Here is a 14,191-nt window from a genome sequence, read left to right on the forward strand (position 1 = left end):
TATGCAGTTGGGACTCATCGGCCTGGGCAAGATGGGCGGCAACATGCGCGAGCGCATCCGCCGCGCCGGCCACACCGTCATCGGCTACGACCGCAACCCCGAGGTCTCCGACGTGGCGAGCCTCGCCGAACTGGTCGACAAGCTCGAAGCGCCGCGCACCGTGTGGGTGATGGTGCCGGCCGGCGCCGCCACCCAGTCCGTCGTGGACGAGCTCGGCGAGCTCCTGTCCCCCGGTGACACCGTGGTCGACGGCGGCAACTCCCGCTGGACGGACGACGAGAAGCACGCCGAGGAGCTCGGCGCCAAGGGCATCGGCTTCGTCGACGCCGGTGTCTCCGGCGGTGTGTGGGGCCTGAAGAACGGCTACGCCCTCATGGTCGGCGGCGACAAGGAGCACGTGGACCGGCTCCAGCCGATCTTCGACGCGCTCAAGCCCGAGGGGCCGTACGGCTACGTCCACGCGGGCAAGGTGGGCGCCGGGCACTTCTCCAAGATGGTCCACAACGGCATCGAGTACGCCATGATGCAGGCGTACGCCGAGGGCTGGGAGCTGCTTGAGAAGGTCGAGTCGGTGGACAGCGTGCGGGAGGTGTTCCGCTCCTGGCAGGAGGGGACCGTCATCCGGTCCTGGCTGCTGGACCTCGCGGTCAACGCCCTCGACGAGGACGAGCACCTGGACAAGCTCAGGGGCTACGCGGAGGACTCCGGCGAGGGCCGCTGGACGGTGGAGGCGGCCGTGGACAACGCGGTGCCGCTGCCCACGATCACCGCCTCGCTGTTCGCGCGGTTCGCGTCCCGGCAGGACGACTCCCCGCAGATGAAGATGGTCGCGGCGCTGCGCAACCAGTTCGGCGGGCACGCCGTCGAGTCGAAGAAGTAGGCGCGCCGTGGGGGATCTTCTGCTGGTCCGCCACGGCGAGACGGAGTGGAGCGTGTCGGGCCGGCACACCAGCTGGACCGACCTGCCCCTCACCCAGCACGGCGAGGAACAGGCCAAGTCCCTCGCTCCGCTCCTCTCGGACCGGACCTTCTCGCTCGCGCTCACCAGTGAACTGGGCCGCGCGATACGCACCGCCGAACTGGCGGGCATCACCGGGGCCTCGACCGACCCCGACCTCCACGAGTGGGACTACGGAGCCTACGAGGGCGTCACCACCGTCGACATCCACCGCACCCGCCCCGACTGGGACCTGTGGACCGACGGGGTCCCGCCCGGCGCGGAGGGACACCCCGGCGAGTCACCCGAGGAGATCGGCCGCCGGGCCGACCGGGTCCTCGCCCGCGTCGACACCGCCCTCCCCGACGGCGATGTGGTCCTGGTGGCCCACGCCCACTTCCTGCGGGTCCTGACGGCCCGTCGGCTGGGCCTCGCCCCGGCGGACGGCCGGCTGTTCCAGCTCGCGACCGGCACGGTGAGCCGGCTGTCGACGGAACACGACCGACCGGTGATCGCGGAGTGGAACACCAGGGTGTAGCACGGCGGTTGTGCCACGGCCCGGGAGCACAGGCTCCCGGGCCGTCGCCGTTCGGGGGCCTGTTGACACCGTGGCGTGTGCGTTGGAGAGTCACCGCTGATGGAGATCGACAACCTGACCCCGGCCGAACTGCGGGTGTGGCGTGCCTTCCCGAAGGGGGAGGCCGTGGACTTCCGGGCGGCGGAGGACGAGGACGTGTCGGGCGGCGCCGAGTGGGGCGCCGAACGCACCGTGCGGGCCTCCGTGTTGCGGGCCCTGATGCTCAACGGGCCGCAGGAGGACGGGGAGATACCCGCGCTCAAGCTCGCGGGCGCCCGGATCACCGGTGTGCTGGGCCTCCAGTACGGCACCGTCGACCACGCCGTGCGTCTCAGCCACTGCTTCTTCGAGGACACACCGCTGCTGTACGGCTGCCGGCTGCGCCAGTTGAACCTCAGCGATTCCGTGCTGCCGGGACTGACCGCCGCCACCCTGCACGTGGAGGCGGTGCTCCGGCTGACGGACTGCCGGGTGAACGGCCCGGTGCGGCTCGGCGGGGCGCAGATCGCCGGGGCGCTGTTCATGGACCGCGCCGAGATCACCGCGGTCGACGCCGGGGAGCCCGCTCTCCAGCTCAACCACATGAGCATCGGCGACGACCTGTGGGCGCCGGGCCTGCGCGCTCACGGCGAGGTCCGTCTCAACGGCGCCACCGTCGCCGGGTCCGTCAACCTCAACGACGCCCGGCTCAGCCACCCCGGCGACATCGTCCTCGACGCGCAGACCCTCGTCGTGGAGGGCGACGTCCATCTGCGCCGGTCGCACACCTTCGGGTGGATCGGCCTGCGGGGCGCCCGGATCGCGGGCCGGCTCGACTTCTCGTACGCCCATCTGTCGAACCCGGGCGACGCGGCGCTGCGGGCGAACAGCTCCACCATCGGGGAGCTGTGGCTGCGCAAGGGGCCACCCGTTCAGGGCACCCTCAGCCTGCGCCGCGCCCAGATCGACGACCTGTTCCTGGAGCCCGAAGTGGTGCCGGAGGAGGTGCAGTTCAACAAGCTCGTCTACACCTCGCTCACTCCCCAGGAGCCCGCCGAGCGCCGGCTGCCCATGCTGGAGCGCGACCGGGAGGGCTATGTCCCGCACGCCTACGAGCAGTTGACGGCCGCCTACCGCCGTATCGGCGACGACCACGCCGCCCGGCTGGTCCAGCTCGCCAAGCAGCGCCGCCGCCGTGCGACGCTCCCCTGGTACGGACGGCTGTGGGGCCATGTCCAGGACGCCGCCGTCGGCTACGGCTTCCACCCGCTGCGCGCGGGCGTGTGGCTGGTCTCCCTGCTGGCCGTCGGCTCGATCGCGTTCGGCCTGCACCATCCGCCGCCGCTGAAGGCGGACGAGGCTCCGCACTTCGACCCGGTCTTCTACACCCTCGACCTGCTGCTGCCGGTGATCTCCTTCGGCCAGGAGGGCGCCTTCGCCCCGCGGGGCTGGTACCAGTCGCTGTCGTACGCCCTGGTCATCGCGGGCTGGATCCTGGCGACGACGGTCTTCGCCGGTGTGACCCGGACCATCAACCGCCAGTGATCCGGGGTTACTTGGGGGCGCCGACCGCGCCCGTCAGTTCCGTGATGTCCGCGAGCATCCGGGCCGCGTCCGGCTCCCGCCCCGTGAACAGCCGGAACGCGTCCGCGGCCTGGAAGACGGCCATCCCGCCGCCGTCGAGCGTGGCGCAGCCGAGCGCGCGGGCGGTGCGCAGCAGTTCCGTCTCCAGGGGGCGGTAGACCACCTCGGCGACCCACAGCCCGGGGTGGAGCAGGCCGGCCGGGAGGGGCAGGCCGGGGTGGGCGGCCATGCCGGTGGGAGTGGCGTGCACGAGACCGTCGGCGTCGGCGAGCAGCGGGGCCAGCCGCTCCGGGCCGGCCGCGGCCGCGCGCCCCTCGCCGAAGTGCCGGTTCAGCAAGGCGGCGAGGTCGGCGGCCCGGTCGGCGAGCGCGTCGACGACGGTGACCCGTCCGGCGCCCAGGGTGAGCATGGCGTGCGCCACGGCCGCACCGGCACCGCCCGCGCCCAGTTGCACGACCCGCTCCAGGGGCACGTCGGGCAGTCCGCGCGCGAAGGACGCGGCGAAGCCGGTGACGTCCGTGTTGTGCCCGGTCGCCCGGCCGTTCTCGAGGACCACGGTGTTGACCGCGCCCAGCGCCTCGGCCTGCGGGCTGAGCGCGTCCAGGTGCCCGATGACCAGCTGCTTGCAGGGATGGGTGATGTTCAGCCCGTCGAAGCCCAGGTCACGGGCGGCCCGCAGCAGATCGCCGACCGCCTCGGGGCGCACCCCGAGCACGTCGATGTCGATCAGCCGGTAGACACAGCGCAGGCCCTGCCGGTCCGCCTCCCGCTCGTGCAACGCCGGGCTCAGCGAGGGGCCGATCCCGGCGCCGATCAGTCCGACGAGAAACGAGTCCTTGGCCACGCGACCCTCCCGAACGAGCGGTAATGTACGAACCAGTACGTTAGCTATATCAGCCGGACAGCCGCCGGGGAAGGCCCGGACCGCGCCTTCTAGAATCTGCGGCACCGGCCGCTCTCCCGAAGGAACCCGATGACCAGCGTCGACGAACCGGCACGACCAGGCGGGCGGATCCGCGACGCCGCCCGCACCCAGGCCGAGATCCTCGACGTGGCCACCCAGGAGTTCGCGCGGGCCGGCTACGACGGCGCCCGCGTGGACGAGATCGCCGCCCGCACCCGCACCACCAAGCGGATGATCTACTACTACTTCGGCGGCAAGGAGCAGTTGTTCACCGCCGTGCTGGAGCGGGCGTACACCGTGATCCGTGAGGCGGAGCAGACGCTGGACGTCGAGCACCTGGACCCGGTCGCGGCGATCCGGCGCCTGGCGGAGCTGACCTTCGACCACCACGAGCAGCACCCCGACTTCATCCGCCTGGTCAGCATCGAGAACATCCACGGGGCCGAGCACATCGCCGCCTCCGAGAAGCTCGGCAGGATCGGCTCCCCCGCGCTCGACGTGATCCGCCGCATCCTGGCCTCGGGGCAGGAGTCCGGCCTGTTCACGGCCGACGTGGACGCCGTCGACCTGCACGCGATGATCAGCTCGTTCTGCTTCTTCCGGGTGGCCAACCGGCACACCTTCGGCGCGCTCTTCGGCCGCGACCTCGTCGCCCCGGAACAGCGCGAGCACTACCGGGCCATGCTGGGCGACATGGTGATCGCCTATCTGACGGCGGACCGCGCAGCCGACTGAGCCGGCGCTCCCCACCCCCTTGACACCCGGTATGCGCGGGCGCACCATCCTCGGCAACCGCTACTAACTATCCAGTGGGTTAATTAGCTGGATAGCTCCCGGAGTCCCCCCGAAGGAGCACCCCGTGTCCGTCCCCGCCGAAGCCGTCGGGCAACCGAAAAAGGCCGCCACCGCCGCCTGGATCGGCAGTGCCCTGGAGTACTACGACTTCTTCATCTACGGCAGCGCCGCAGCCCTGATCTTCCCGAAGGTGTTCTTCGACGAGTCCGACCCGGCCACCGCGACCCTGCTGTCGCTGGCCACGTTCGGTGTCGCCTACGCGGCCCGGCCGGTCGGCGCGCTCTTCCTCGGCCATTTCGGCGACCGGGTCGGCCGTAAGAAGATCATGGTCTTCACGCTGATCCTGATGGGCCTGTCGACCTTCCTCATCGGCTGTCTGCCCACCCGCCACCAGGTCGGCACCCTCGCCCCGGTCCTGCTGGTGCTGTGCCGGGTGCTGCAAGGCATCTCGGCGGCCGGCGAGCAGGCCAGCGCCAACTCCATGAGTCTGGAACACGCGCCCGCGCACCGGCGGGGTTTCTTCACGAGCTTCACGCTCAGCGGCACCCAGGGCGGGCAACTGCTCGCCACCCTGGTCTTCCTGCCGGTCGCCGCGCTGCCCGAGGACCAACTGCTGTCCTGGGGCTGGCGCGTGCCGTTCTGGCTGAGCGTGGCGGTCGCCGTGGTCGGCTTCGTCATCCGCCGAAAGCTGGACGAGACACCGGCGTTCGAGCAGCAGGCCGCCTCCGAGGGCGTCCCGAAGCTGCCGCTGGCGGTCCTGCTGCGGGAGCACTGGGCGGACGTGCTGCGGGTGATCGGGGGCGCGCTGATCGCCTCGGTCTCCACGATCTTCACGGTGTGGGCGCTGGCGTACGCGACGAGCGACGCGGTCGGGACGAGCCGTTCCTCGATGCTGTGGGTGGGCGCGCTGGCCAACCTCGTCGCGCTCGCCGCGATCCCCCTGTGGGCCACGCTGTCGGACCGCATCGGCCGGCGCCCGGTCTTCCTGATAGGCGCGGCGGGCAGCGCGGTGACGATGTTCCTCTACCTCTGGGCCATCTCCACGGGCAACTACCCGCTGACGCTGCTGCTCGGCATCGTCGCCTTCGGTGTCGTCTACAGCGCCGCGAACGGGGTCTGGCCGTCCTTCTACGGCGAGATGTTCTCCACCCGGGTCCGGTTGTCGGGCATGGCGATCGGCACGCAGATCGGGTTCGCGGTGGCCGGTTTCGCGGTCACCTTCGCGGCGCGGATCGCGGGCCCGGACGGCAGCGACTGGTTCTCGGTGGCCCTGTTCACCGCGGCCCTGTGCGTCCCGCCGCTGATCGCCGCCGTGACGGCCCGCGAGACCCACCGGGTCCCCACGCAGGATCTCGGCTCACGTGCGCCACGGGAGGCGTCCCGCCCTGAGACGGTGACGGCCTGAACGGGCCCGTTCCGTTCGGAGCGGCTACCCGTTCGACCAGCTCCGCGTGCACAGCACCAGCCGGTACCCGTCGGGGTCCTCGACCGTGACACCCCACTCGTTCCAGTACGGGTTCGGCGACCGCACCTGCTTGCCGCCGTGGGCCTCCAGGCGGGCGACGAGGTCCTGCGGCACCGGACCGTCGAGGTAGATCACCAACAGGTCCTCCTCGGTGGGCCGGGGTTCGACGGGGCGGCCCTGCTCGTGGACGAGCTCCAGGTGCCAGCCGGCGTCCGGCAGGCCGAGCATCAGGAGGTCGTGCTCGCCGGGCTCTGGACCGCCCTCGGCACGCCACACGACACCCAGCCCGAGCCCCTCGACCCAGAACCGCTCGGCGGCGGCCAGGTCCCGGGAGGGACGGGCGATGCGAAGGTGGCTGCGGCCGTTGACGGTCATGGTGTCCTCTTTCCTGGATGTGCCGGTCAGCCTAGGCGACCGCCGTTCCCCGACACATCGGCCATCCGCCCTGCGCCCCGGGTCGTAGGACCGACGGCCCATGGTGGCCGGTGCGGTCGGAGACGAGCGGGCGCCGGGCGCCGGTGCGGCGGGGGGTGCCGGGCGCCGGCGCGGCGAGGTGGACGGGTGCGGGACGCCGGCGCGGCAGGATAGACGGGTGCGGGACGGCGCGGTCGGGGTGGGCGGGTTCCCCGCGCCGGCGGTACTCGTACGCCCCGGGTCCGCGATACCGGCAGACCACAGCCGCCGAGGAGCAGACGCGCACGGACCAGCACCCGCCCGCCGAACTCGCGCATCTCCGACCGTAAGGCCGGCAGACCACAGCGCCCGAGGCAGACGGACAACCGCGGGAGGCCAGGCGCGCCTTGCTGGGGCGCCTCGACCCCGGGGCCGGCGGATGTGCCGGTGCCCGCGTCCGGCGTGCGGTGGCGCGTGGTTGTGGCGGTCGGCGCCGTGGACCGTGGTCGGGGGGGGTGCCACCCGGAGGGTCGGTCCCCGGGGAGCGGCGCCCGCCGGTACTGCTCAGGGCGACCAGGCGTTGTTGGGCGCCGTCGTGCAGGTCGCGTGCGATCCCGTGCGGGCGGTGCGCTCGCGCCAGGTCGGTCCGGGCGGCCGGCCAGTCAGTCAGCCGCGCAGCGTCCCCGTGGGGATCCCGTACGCCCGCTCCACCCGCAGCCGCAGCACCAGCCGCCGGTCCCGGACCATCGCCGCCCGGTAGTCGTCCCAGTCGGGGTGTTCGCCCTGGACGTCCCGGTACAGGCGGACGAGTTCCTCGACCGTGTCGTCGTGCGGGTCCTGCGCCACGGGCGTGAGGTCGGCCGTGCCCTCGGCGACCGTGTACGCCCACCGGTCCGCCGTCGTCACGTGGTACGAGGCACGGGGATCCCGGCGCAGATTGCGGGTCTTGGCCCGGTCGTCCGTGAGGGAGACCCGGATGGTCCGCTCGTCGGGGTAGTAGGCGTGGGTGACGTTCGAGAGCTGGGGCCGGCCGTCGCGCTTGAGGGTGACCAGCACCCCGCCGTGGCTCTCGGAGAGCAGCCGGAGCAGTGCGTCCTGGGTCGCGTCCTGAGTCATGACACGATCAACCGGCCCGGCCGCGCCCGGCATTCCCGCGACCGCCCGATCCCGGCAGACCCGCAGCTCGTCGCGGTTTTCTGAGCGACGATGATGTCTGAGGCGGGCCGGGCCGGGTAGGTCGGTCCACACCTCGACGGACGCGACGGAGGAGAGCGATGGCACAGCTTCGGCAAGAGGTCGATCCCGGTGAGGTGGGACTGGACGCGAAGGCGCTCGACCGCCTCGACCGGCACTTCGCCCACTACGTCGACGAGGGCCGGCTGCCCGGTTTCCTGGTGTCCGTCGCCCGCGGCGGACGCGTCGCCCACCTCACCGCGCACGGCCGGCGTGACCTCGCGGCCGGTCTGCCGGTCGAGGCCGACACCCTGTGGCGGATCTACTCGATGACCAAGCCGGTCACCGCCGTGGCCGCCCTGATCCTGGTGGAGGAGGGCCGGCTGTCGCTGGACGACCCGGTCGCCGAGTACCTGCCGGCGTTCGCCCACCCCCGGGTCTACGTGGACGGCTCCGGCGACGGCGTCACCACCCGCCCCGCGGACGGTCCGATACGGGTCCGGCATCTGATGACCCACACGGCGGGCCTGACCTTCGCCTTCTACCACTCCCACCCGGTCGACGCCCTCTACCGCGAGGCCGGCCTGGAGTCCTCCGTCCTGCCCGGCTCGGACCTCGCCAGGACGGTCGACGTGTACGCGAGCCTGCCGCTCCAGTTCGAGCCGGGCACCCAGTGGAACTACTCGGTCGCCTCCAACGTCCTGGGCCGGGTCATCGAGATCGCGTCCGGCCAGAGTCTGGACGCCTTCTTCGCCGAGCGTGTCCTCGGCCCCCTCGGGATGACCGACGCCGGTTTCTGGGTGACGGACCAACAGGCGGACAGGCTCGCGGAGTTGTACGGAGAGAAGGACGACGGCACCATCGAGCCGGTCCCCGGACTGCCGCTGCGGGGCCGCCCCCGTCTGCTGTCCGGCAGCGGCGGCCTGGCGGCGTCGGCGTACGACGTGCACCGCTTCGCGGAAATGCTGCGCCGGCGGGGCGAACTGGACGGGACCCGCCTGCTGTCCGCCGAGACCGTGGACCTGATGACCTCCAACCACCTGCCGGGCGGCGCCGACCTGCGCGCGTTCGGCAGCAAACCGGCCCACGACGAGTCCGGCAACGACGGCCTCGGCTTCGGTCTCGGCGTCTCCGTCGTGATCGACCCCGCCCGCACCCCGGCACCCTCGACCCTCGGTACCTACGGCTGGAGCGGGGCGGCTTCCACGACCTTCTGGGTCGACCCGGTCCGCGATCTGACCGTGCAGTTCTTCACCCAGGTGCGACCGAAGTCGCTGAAGCTGTTCCCCGACCTCAAGCGGCTGGTCCACGAGGCGGTCGTGGACTAGGCCGACCCGGGTCGTCTAGTGATCGACCCTGAGGGTGAAGTGGACGCCGTCGCGGGCGAGTTCGCCCAGCCACCGCTCGGACCGGGCGGCTGTCTCCGCCGCCCGGCTCAGGCCTGCCGGCAGGGAGCCGTCCAGGATGTGGCCGACGCCCAGGGCGAGGGTGCGGGAGACACAGCGGGCCATGGCGCTGTCCTCCTCGTCGCCCACCAGGTCGAGGAGGTAGCCGCCGGACCAGGTGCGGCCGTCCTCGGCGCGCACGTCGAGGGAGACGGCGAGGACGACCCGGTCCCGGTCGGCGTCCGTCGTCGGGTACCTGGCCGCCAACTCCTGGGCCAGGGCGGCGATCCTGGTGTCGTCGCCGGTCCTCAGTTCCTCGAAGACCGGCTCCCAGGCCCGCAGCCAGCCGTCCAGACGCAGGGTCCCGCGCACGAAGGTCCGCGGTGTCCAGGCGGCCGGCAGTCCGTACTGCTCGACGAACGGGAGGCTGTCGCGGTTGGGGTAGACCTCGAAGGTCTCGCCGTCCACGACATGGCGCCGGGTCGCCTCCCAGGGGCGGTCGGCGGTGGTCGGGGTGCCGTGGTCGATGTAACGGGCGGGCGAGCGCAGGGCGTTCAGGACTCCGGCGGGGGCCCAGCTGAAGCGGTACCTGAAGTCGTTGGGTACGGCGGGCACACCACCGCAGTAGGAGGTGAGCCCGTACGACGCCGGTGTGGTGTCGCCGATCGCCTCGCGGGCCCTGGCGACGAGGCTGTGTGCGAAGAGGTGGTCGATGCCCGGGTCGAGGCCCGCCTCCGTGAGGACGACGAGCCCTGCCTTGTGCGCCGCCGGCACCTGTTCGAGGACGGCGTCGGAGACATAGCTGGAGCAGGCGAAGTGGGCGTTCCCGTGGACGCAGGCGGCGAGGATCCCGGCGTGCTCGGGTGCGGGCAGCATCGACACGACGACGTCCCCGGGCGCCAGTTCGGCCGCGAGCGCGGACAGGGTGTAGGCGCGCGGCGCGGCCCGTCCGTTGAGGCCCAGTCCTTCGAGGGCCTCCTCCGCCCGCTCCTCGGTGCGGTGCCACAGCATCACGCGGTCGGCGGTGTCGCACAGTTCGGCCAGCCCGCTGCCGGTGGACAGGCCGGCGCCGATCCAGTGGACGGTGCCGGTGGCGGGTACCAGGTCAGTCACGGCGGAACTCCCCTTCGTCGACGCCGAGTTCACGGCACGCCTGGTGGAACCGGTCCAGACAGCGTCCCCATGGGCCGCCGTCCCCGAACTCCAGCAGCAGGGGCAGCAGGGAGCCCGAGAACCCGACGCTCGACTCCTCGGGGAGCAGGGACGGCAGGTTGTCGATGGCGATCAGGTCGAGCGGTGGCTCCTTGTGCAGGCGGCGGACGGGCTCGGCCCACTCGGTGACGCGGTCGTAGACGGGCACGACGTTCAGGGGCGAGCCGACGTCGCAGGTGACGTCGGAGAGGGTGCGCAGTCGGCGGGCCGGGTCGTCCAGGTCCGCCTCCCGGACGAAGGGCGGGATCGGGCTGGTGGCGAGGACGCAGTTCACCAGGACGTCGTGGGCGAGCAGGGCCGGGCGGTCCAGGTTCCGGGTCTCGTCGAGGTCCCAGCGGGTCGGCTCGATCCCCGCAGCCTGGAGCGCCACGCGGGCGCCCCGTCCGCTGCGGCCCAGCGCCCCGATCACCAGCGCCGTGAACTCCTCGTCCCCGGCGACCGGCCGCAGCGCCTCCTCCAGTTCCTCCCGCGAGGTGGGCGTGAGGGGCGCGGACAGCCTGCCGCGGTGCTGGAGCACGGCCAGGGCGGCGCCCAGGTAGCCGGCCCAGTACCCGAAGGCGGCGAGCCTGCGTCCCTGGTCGTCGACCAGGTACTCCAGGTCCAGCAGGGCCCCTCCCCCGGCGGCGAACCGGCGCAGCAGTTCCAGGGCGCCCGGCTGTTCCTTGTAGGCGTGCCCGAAGAAGACGTGGCGGTGCGTCAGGGCCGCCGGCTCGTCGGGGAGTTCCTTCAGGCCGAGGATCACGGCGTCCCGCGGCGCCCGGGAGGCCCAGGAACCCGCGGGTGCGACACGGCAGCCGACCGCCTCGTACTGCTCGACCGGGAAGATCCGCTGGGGGGACTCCTCGACGGTCAGCGTCACGCCGCTGTCGACGAGCCGCCGGGCGTCGGACGGCACGAGGGGCGTGCGCCGCTCGGTGGAACGGACCTCGTGGCGCAGCCACAGGTGGAGCTCGGTCATACGCGGTTGGCCTCCGGGCGCGGGGCGTCGGCCGCGAACCGGCCGGCGCTGAGCGGGCTGATGTCCACGAAGGGTACGCGGCCGAGGTACAGGTCGCGGACGACCTCGCCGACGGCCGGTCCCTGGAGGAATCCGTGGCCGGAGAAGCCGGTCGCGTACAGGAAGCGGGAGACCGAAGTGGCCTCGCCGATCAGGGCGTTGTGGTCCGGGGTGATCTCGTACAGGCCGGCCCAGCCGCCGGTGCGGCGCAGGTCGAGGAGGGCGGGGGCGCGGTGCCGCATGGCCTCGGCCAGTCGGGGGATCCAGCGGTCGTGAGTGGCGGTGTCGAAGCCAGGTGTCTCGTCGGGGTCGGACATACCGAGGAGGAGGCCGGGGCCCTCGCGGTGGAAGTAGAGGCTGCTGGTGAAGTCGATGGTCATCGGGAGGTCGGGCGGGAGGCCGGGGACCGGTTCGGTGACCGCGATCTGGCGGCGCAGCGGCTCGACCGGCAGGTCCACGCCGGCCATCGCGCCGACGGCCCGCGACCAGGCGCCGGCCGCGCAGATCACCGTGCCGGTGGCGATCCGGCCCCTGGTCGTCTCGACGGCGGTGATGTCGTCGCCGCGCACTTCGATGCCGGTGACCTCGGTGTGCCGGAGGATCGTCACGCCGTGGCGGCGGGCGTCGGCCGCGTAGCCGTGGACCACGGATTCCGGGGTGCAGTGTCCGTCCTGGGGCGAGAAGGCGGCGGCGAGCAGGCCGTCGGTGGTGATGAGCGGGGAGAGCGCGCGTGCCTCGGCCGGGTCGATCAGGCGGCTCGGGACGCCGAGGGAGTTCTGGAGCCGGACGCTCTCCTCGAAGGAGGCGACCTCCTCGGGCGTCGACAGCAGGAACAGGTACCCGACCCGGTGCAGCCCGATGTCCTGCCCTGTCTCCTCCTCGAAGCGGCCGAACGCCTCCAGACCGCGCGCCCCGAGCGCGATGTTGAGCTCGTCGGAGAACTGCGCCCGCACCCCGCCCGCCGCCTTCGAGGTGGAGCCGGAGGCGAGTTCGTCCCGCTCGACGAGCACCACGTCCCGTACGCCCGCGCGCGCCAGGTGGCGGGCGATGCTCGTGCCCATGACGCCACCGCCGATGACGACGACCTCGGCCGTGCGTGTGCTCACCGGCGCTCCCCCTTCGCCGCCCGCACCACGGCCCAGGCCGCGGCGGCGTCCTGGATGCCGAGGCCGACGCTGTTGTAGTAGACGATGTCGCCTGGGTCGGTGCGGGCCACGGCTCGTCCGGTCAGGACGTCGCCCAGGCCGACGAGCTCGGTCAGCAGGCCCGTCCCGAGCGCGTCCACGACCGGCCCGGCGTGCTCCGCCGCGGTCGCCGGGTCGTCCACGACGACCGCCCCGGAGAGCGCCGCCCGCCGCAGGACCTCGGTGTCCACCTCCCGGCGGCCGGGTTCGAAGGAGCCCACGCTCACCACCGTGCACCCGGGCGCGAGCCACTCCCCGCGCACCACCGGGGTCGTGCTCAGGGTGCAGGCCGCGACCAGGGAGGCGCCGGTCACGGCCTCCTCGGCGCTGCCGACCGCCTCGACGGGGAGGCCGAGGTCCGCCAGTGTCCCGGCGGCGCGGGCGCGGTGGCACGGGGTCGGGCTCCACAGCCGTACGGACTTCAGGTCCCGTACCCGGGAGATCGCCCGCACATGGGCCAGGGCCTGGGTGCCCGAGCCCAGGACGGCCAGGTCGGTGCTGTCGGGCGTGGCGAGCGCGTCGACGGCGACGGCGCTCGCGGCGGCCGTGCGCAGGGTGGTGACCGCGGTGCCGTCCATCACGGCGGCCAGGCGGCCGGTCACCGGGTCGAGCACCGAGACGACGGCGTGGATCGTGGGCAGCCCGGCCGCCGCGTTGCCCGGGTTGACGCTGCCGAACTTCGCGACGGCCCCGGAGTCGGCGGAGAGCCGGGAGACGTACGCGAAGACCACGCTGTCGTCGAAGCGGCTCGGATGCATGATCTTCGCCGGGAGGTCGGCCGCCCCGGAGCCGAGCGCGGTGAAGGCCGCGCGCTGCGAGGCGATGGCCGTGTCCACGTCGAGCAGGCGCGTGACCTGCTCACCGGAGAGGAAGAGGACGTCGTCGGTCATTCCCTCTTCCTGTCCGGATCCGCCCTCCCGGAATCCGCCCGCGCTCAGGACAGGTGGGCCACCGCGTCCAGATGGGGCAGGACGTGGTCCAGCCGCTCCCGCTTGGTGCGCAGATAGGTGATGTTGCTCTCGCACGGGGTGATGAGCAGCGGCACCGTCTCGGAGACGGTGATGCCGTGCCGTTGCAGTGCCTCGCGCTTGCGCGGGTTGTTGGACATCAGGCGGACCGAGTTCACGCCGAGGTCGTGGAAGATGCCGGCGGCGACGCCGTAGTCGCGGGAGTCCACCGGCAGGCCGAGCGCGAGGTTCGCCTCGACGGTGTCGAGGCCCTCCGCCTGGAGCGCCATCGCGCGCAGCTTGGCGAGCAGGCCTATGCCGCGGCCCTCGTGGCCGCGCAGGTAGACGACGATGCCGCTGCCCGCCTTGACCACGGCACGCAGCGCGGCGTCCAGTTGGTCACCGCACTCGCAGTGCTGGGAGCCGAACGCGTCACCGGTCAGGCACTCGGAATGCAGTCGCACGAGGACGTCGTCCGAACCGATGTCACCGTGGACCAGGGCGACTTGTTCGTCACCGCGGTCGTGATCGAGGTAGCCGACCGCCTGGAATTTCCCGTACACGGTGGGCAGCGGGGCATTCACCACGCGTTCCACGCCGGTGCGCTGTGATGCCTTCTTGCCGAGGACGCCAACGTTATCTGTCATGATCTGTTTCCT

14 protein-coding genes are annotated in these 14,191 nt (G+C 72.4%); 6 read left to right on the top strand and 8 right to left on the bottom strand.

The window, feature by feature from the left end; all coding sequences use genetic code 11:
- Position 1: 1 nt before the first annotated feature.
- From gnd to ABZ098_RS40190, 3 genes are all read left to right on the top strand, one after another.
- Complete coding sequence (gene gnd / locus ABZ098_RS40180; RefSeq protein WP_356599139.1) at positions 2 to 880, top strand: phosphogluconate dehydrogenase (NAD(+)-dependent, decarboxylating); 879 nt, start codon at positions 2 to 4, stop codon at positions 878 to 880.
- A 7-nt stretch (positions 881 to 887) separates the two neighbouring features.
- Positions 888 to 1,475: a histidine phosphatase family protein gene (locus tag ABZ098_RS40185; RefSeq protein WP_356599141.1), complete on the top strand. Its 588-nt coding sequence runs from the start codon at positions 888 to 890 to the stop codon at positions 1,473 to 1,475.
- A 99-nt stretch (positions 1,476 to 1,574) separates the two neighbouring features.
- Positions 1,575 to 3,038 (top strand): membrane-associated oxidoreductase, encoded by a 1,464-nt coding sequence (locus ABZ098_RS40190; protein ID WP_356599143.1) that lies wholly within the window; start codon positions 1,575 to 1,577, stop codon positions 3,036 to 3,038.
- 7 nt (positions 3,039 to 3,045) lie between these two features.
- Here ABZ098_RS40190 and ABZ098_RS40195 read toward each other — a convergent pair whose 3' ends face one another.
- Complete coding sequence (locus ABZ098_RS40195) at positions 3,046 to 3,921, bottom strand: shikimate dehydrogenase (RefSeq protein ID WP_356599145.1); 876 nt, start codon at positions 3,919 to 3,921, stop codon at positions 3,046 to 3,048.
- Between the two features lie 129 nt (positions 3,922 to 4,050).
- Between ABZ098_RS40195 and ABZ098_RS40200 the strand changes: the two genes are divergently transcribed.
- Together ABZ098_RS40200 and ABZ098_RS40205 are read left to right on the top strand one after the other, a co-directional pair.
- The gene (locus tag ABZ098_RS40200; RefSeq protein ID WP_356599147.1) at positions 4,051 to 4,716 is read left to right on the top strand and encodes a TetR/AcrR family transcriptional regulator; all 666 of its coding nucleotides are present in this window, start codon (positions 4,051 to 4,053) and stop codon (positions 4,714 to 4,716) included.
- 124 nt (positions 4,717 to 4,840) lie between these two features.
- Positions 4,841 to 6,181, top strand: coding sequence for an MFS transporter (locus tag ABZ098_RS40205; RefSeq protein ID WP_356599149.1), 1,341 nt, complete (start codon positions 4,841 to 4,843; stop codon positions 6,179 to 6,181).
- 24 nt (positions 6,182 to 6,205) lie between these two features.
- On the opposite strand, the gene ABZ098_RS40210 is transcribed toward ABZ098_RS40205, so the two are convergent.
- Both ABZ098_RS40210 and ABZ098_RS40215 read right to left on the bottom strand, forming a co-directional pair.
- Positions 6,206 to 6,616: a VOC family protein gene (locus ABZ098_RS40210; protein ID WP_356599151.1), complete on the bottom strand. Its 411-nt coding sequence runs from the start codon at positions 6,614 to 6,616 to the stop codon at positions 6,206 to 6,208.
- A gap of 684 nt (positions 6,617 to 7,300) precedes the next feature.
- Entirely contained in the window at positions 7,301 to 7,750 is a 450-nt protein-coding gene (locus tag ABZ098_RS40215) for a PPOX class F420-dependent oxidoreductase (protein ID WP_356599153.1), read from the bottom strand.
- 158 nt (positions 7,751 to 7,908) lie between these two features.
- Between ABZ098_RS40215 and ABZ098_RS40220 the strand changes: the two genes are divergently transcribed.
- The gene (locus tag ABZ098_RS40220) at positions 7,909 to 9,135 is read left to right on the top strand and encodes a serine hydrolase domain-containing protein (protein WP_356599155.1); all 1,227 of its coding nucleotides are present in this window, start codon (positions 7,909 to 7,911) and stop codon (positions 9,133 to 9,135) included.
- Positions 9,136 to 9,150: 15 nt separating this feature from the next.
- On the opposite strand, the gene ABZ098_RS40225 is transcribed toward ABZ098_RS40220, so the two are convergent.
- The 5 genes from ABZ098_RS40225 to ribA are packed head-to-tail and all read right to left on the bottom strand — an operon-like array spanning position 9,151 to position 14,179.
- The gene (locus tag ABZ098_RS40225; RefSeq protein WP_356599157.1) at positions 9,151 to 10,305 is read right to left on the bottom strand and encodes a saccharopine dehydrogenase family protein; all 1,155 of its coding nucleotides are present in this window, start codon (positions 10,303 to 10,305) and stop codon (positions 9,151 to 9,153) included.
- The gene (locus ABZ098_RS40230; RefSeq protein WP_356599159.1) at positions 10,298 to 11,362 is read right to left on the bottom strand and encodes a saccharopine dehydrogenase; all 1,065 of its coding nucleotides are present in this window, start codon (positions 11,360 to 11,362) and stop codon (positions 10,298 to 10,300) included. The genes ABZ098_RS40225 and ABZ098_RS40230 overlap by 8 nt, the downstream gene beginning before the upstream one ends.
- Positions 11,359 to 12,507 carry an FAD-binding oxidoreductase gene (locus ABZ098_RS40235; protein ID WP_356599162.1) on the bottom strand — a complete coding sequence of 383 codons (1,149 nt, stop codon included), beginning with the start codon at positions 12,505 to 12,507 and terminating at the stop codon, positions 11,359 to 11,361. Before ABZ098_RS40235 ends, ABZ098_RS40230 begins: the two co-directional genes overlap by 4 nt.
- Positions 12,504 to 13,475 (bottom strand): ornithine cyclodeaminase family protein, encoded by a 972-nt coding sequence (locus tag ABZ098_RS40240; protein WP_356599164.1) that lies wholly within the window; start codon positions 13,473 to 13,475, stop codon positions 12,504 to 12,506. Before ABZ098_RS40240 ends, ABZ098_RS40235 begins: the two co-directional genes overlap by 4 nt.
- 44 nt (positions 13,476 to 13,519) lie before the next feature.
- Positions 13,520 to 14,179, bottom strand: coding sequence for a GTP cyclohydrolase II (ribA, locus tag ABZ098_RS40245; RefSeq protein ID WP_356599166.1), 660 nt, complete (start codon positions 14,177 to 14,179; stop codon positions 13,520 to 13,522).
- Between the last annotated feature and the right edge of the window lie 12 nt (positions 14,180 to 14,191).

The sequence above is a fragment of the Streptomyces sp. NPDC006335 genome (genome assembly GCF_040612795.1).
In the GTDB taxonomy this organism is placed as follows: Bacteria; Actinomycetota; Actinomycetes; order Streptomycetales; family Streptomycetaceae; genus Streptomyces.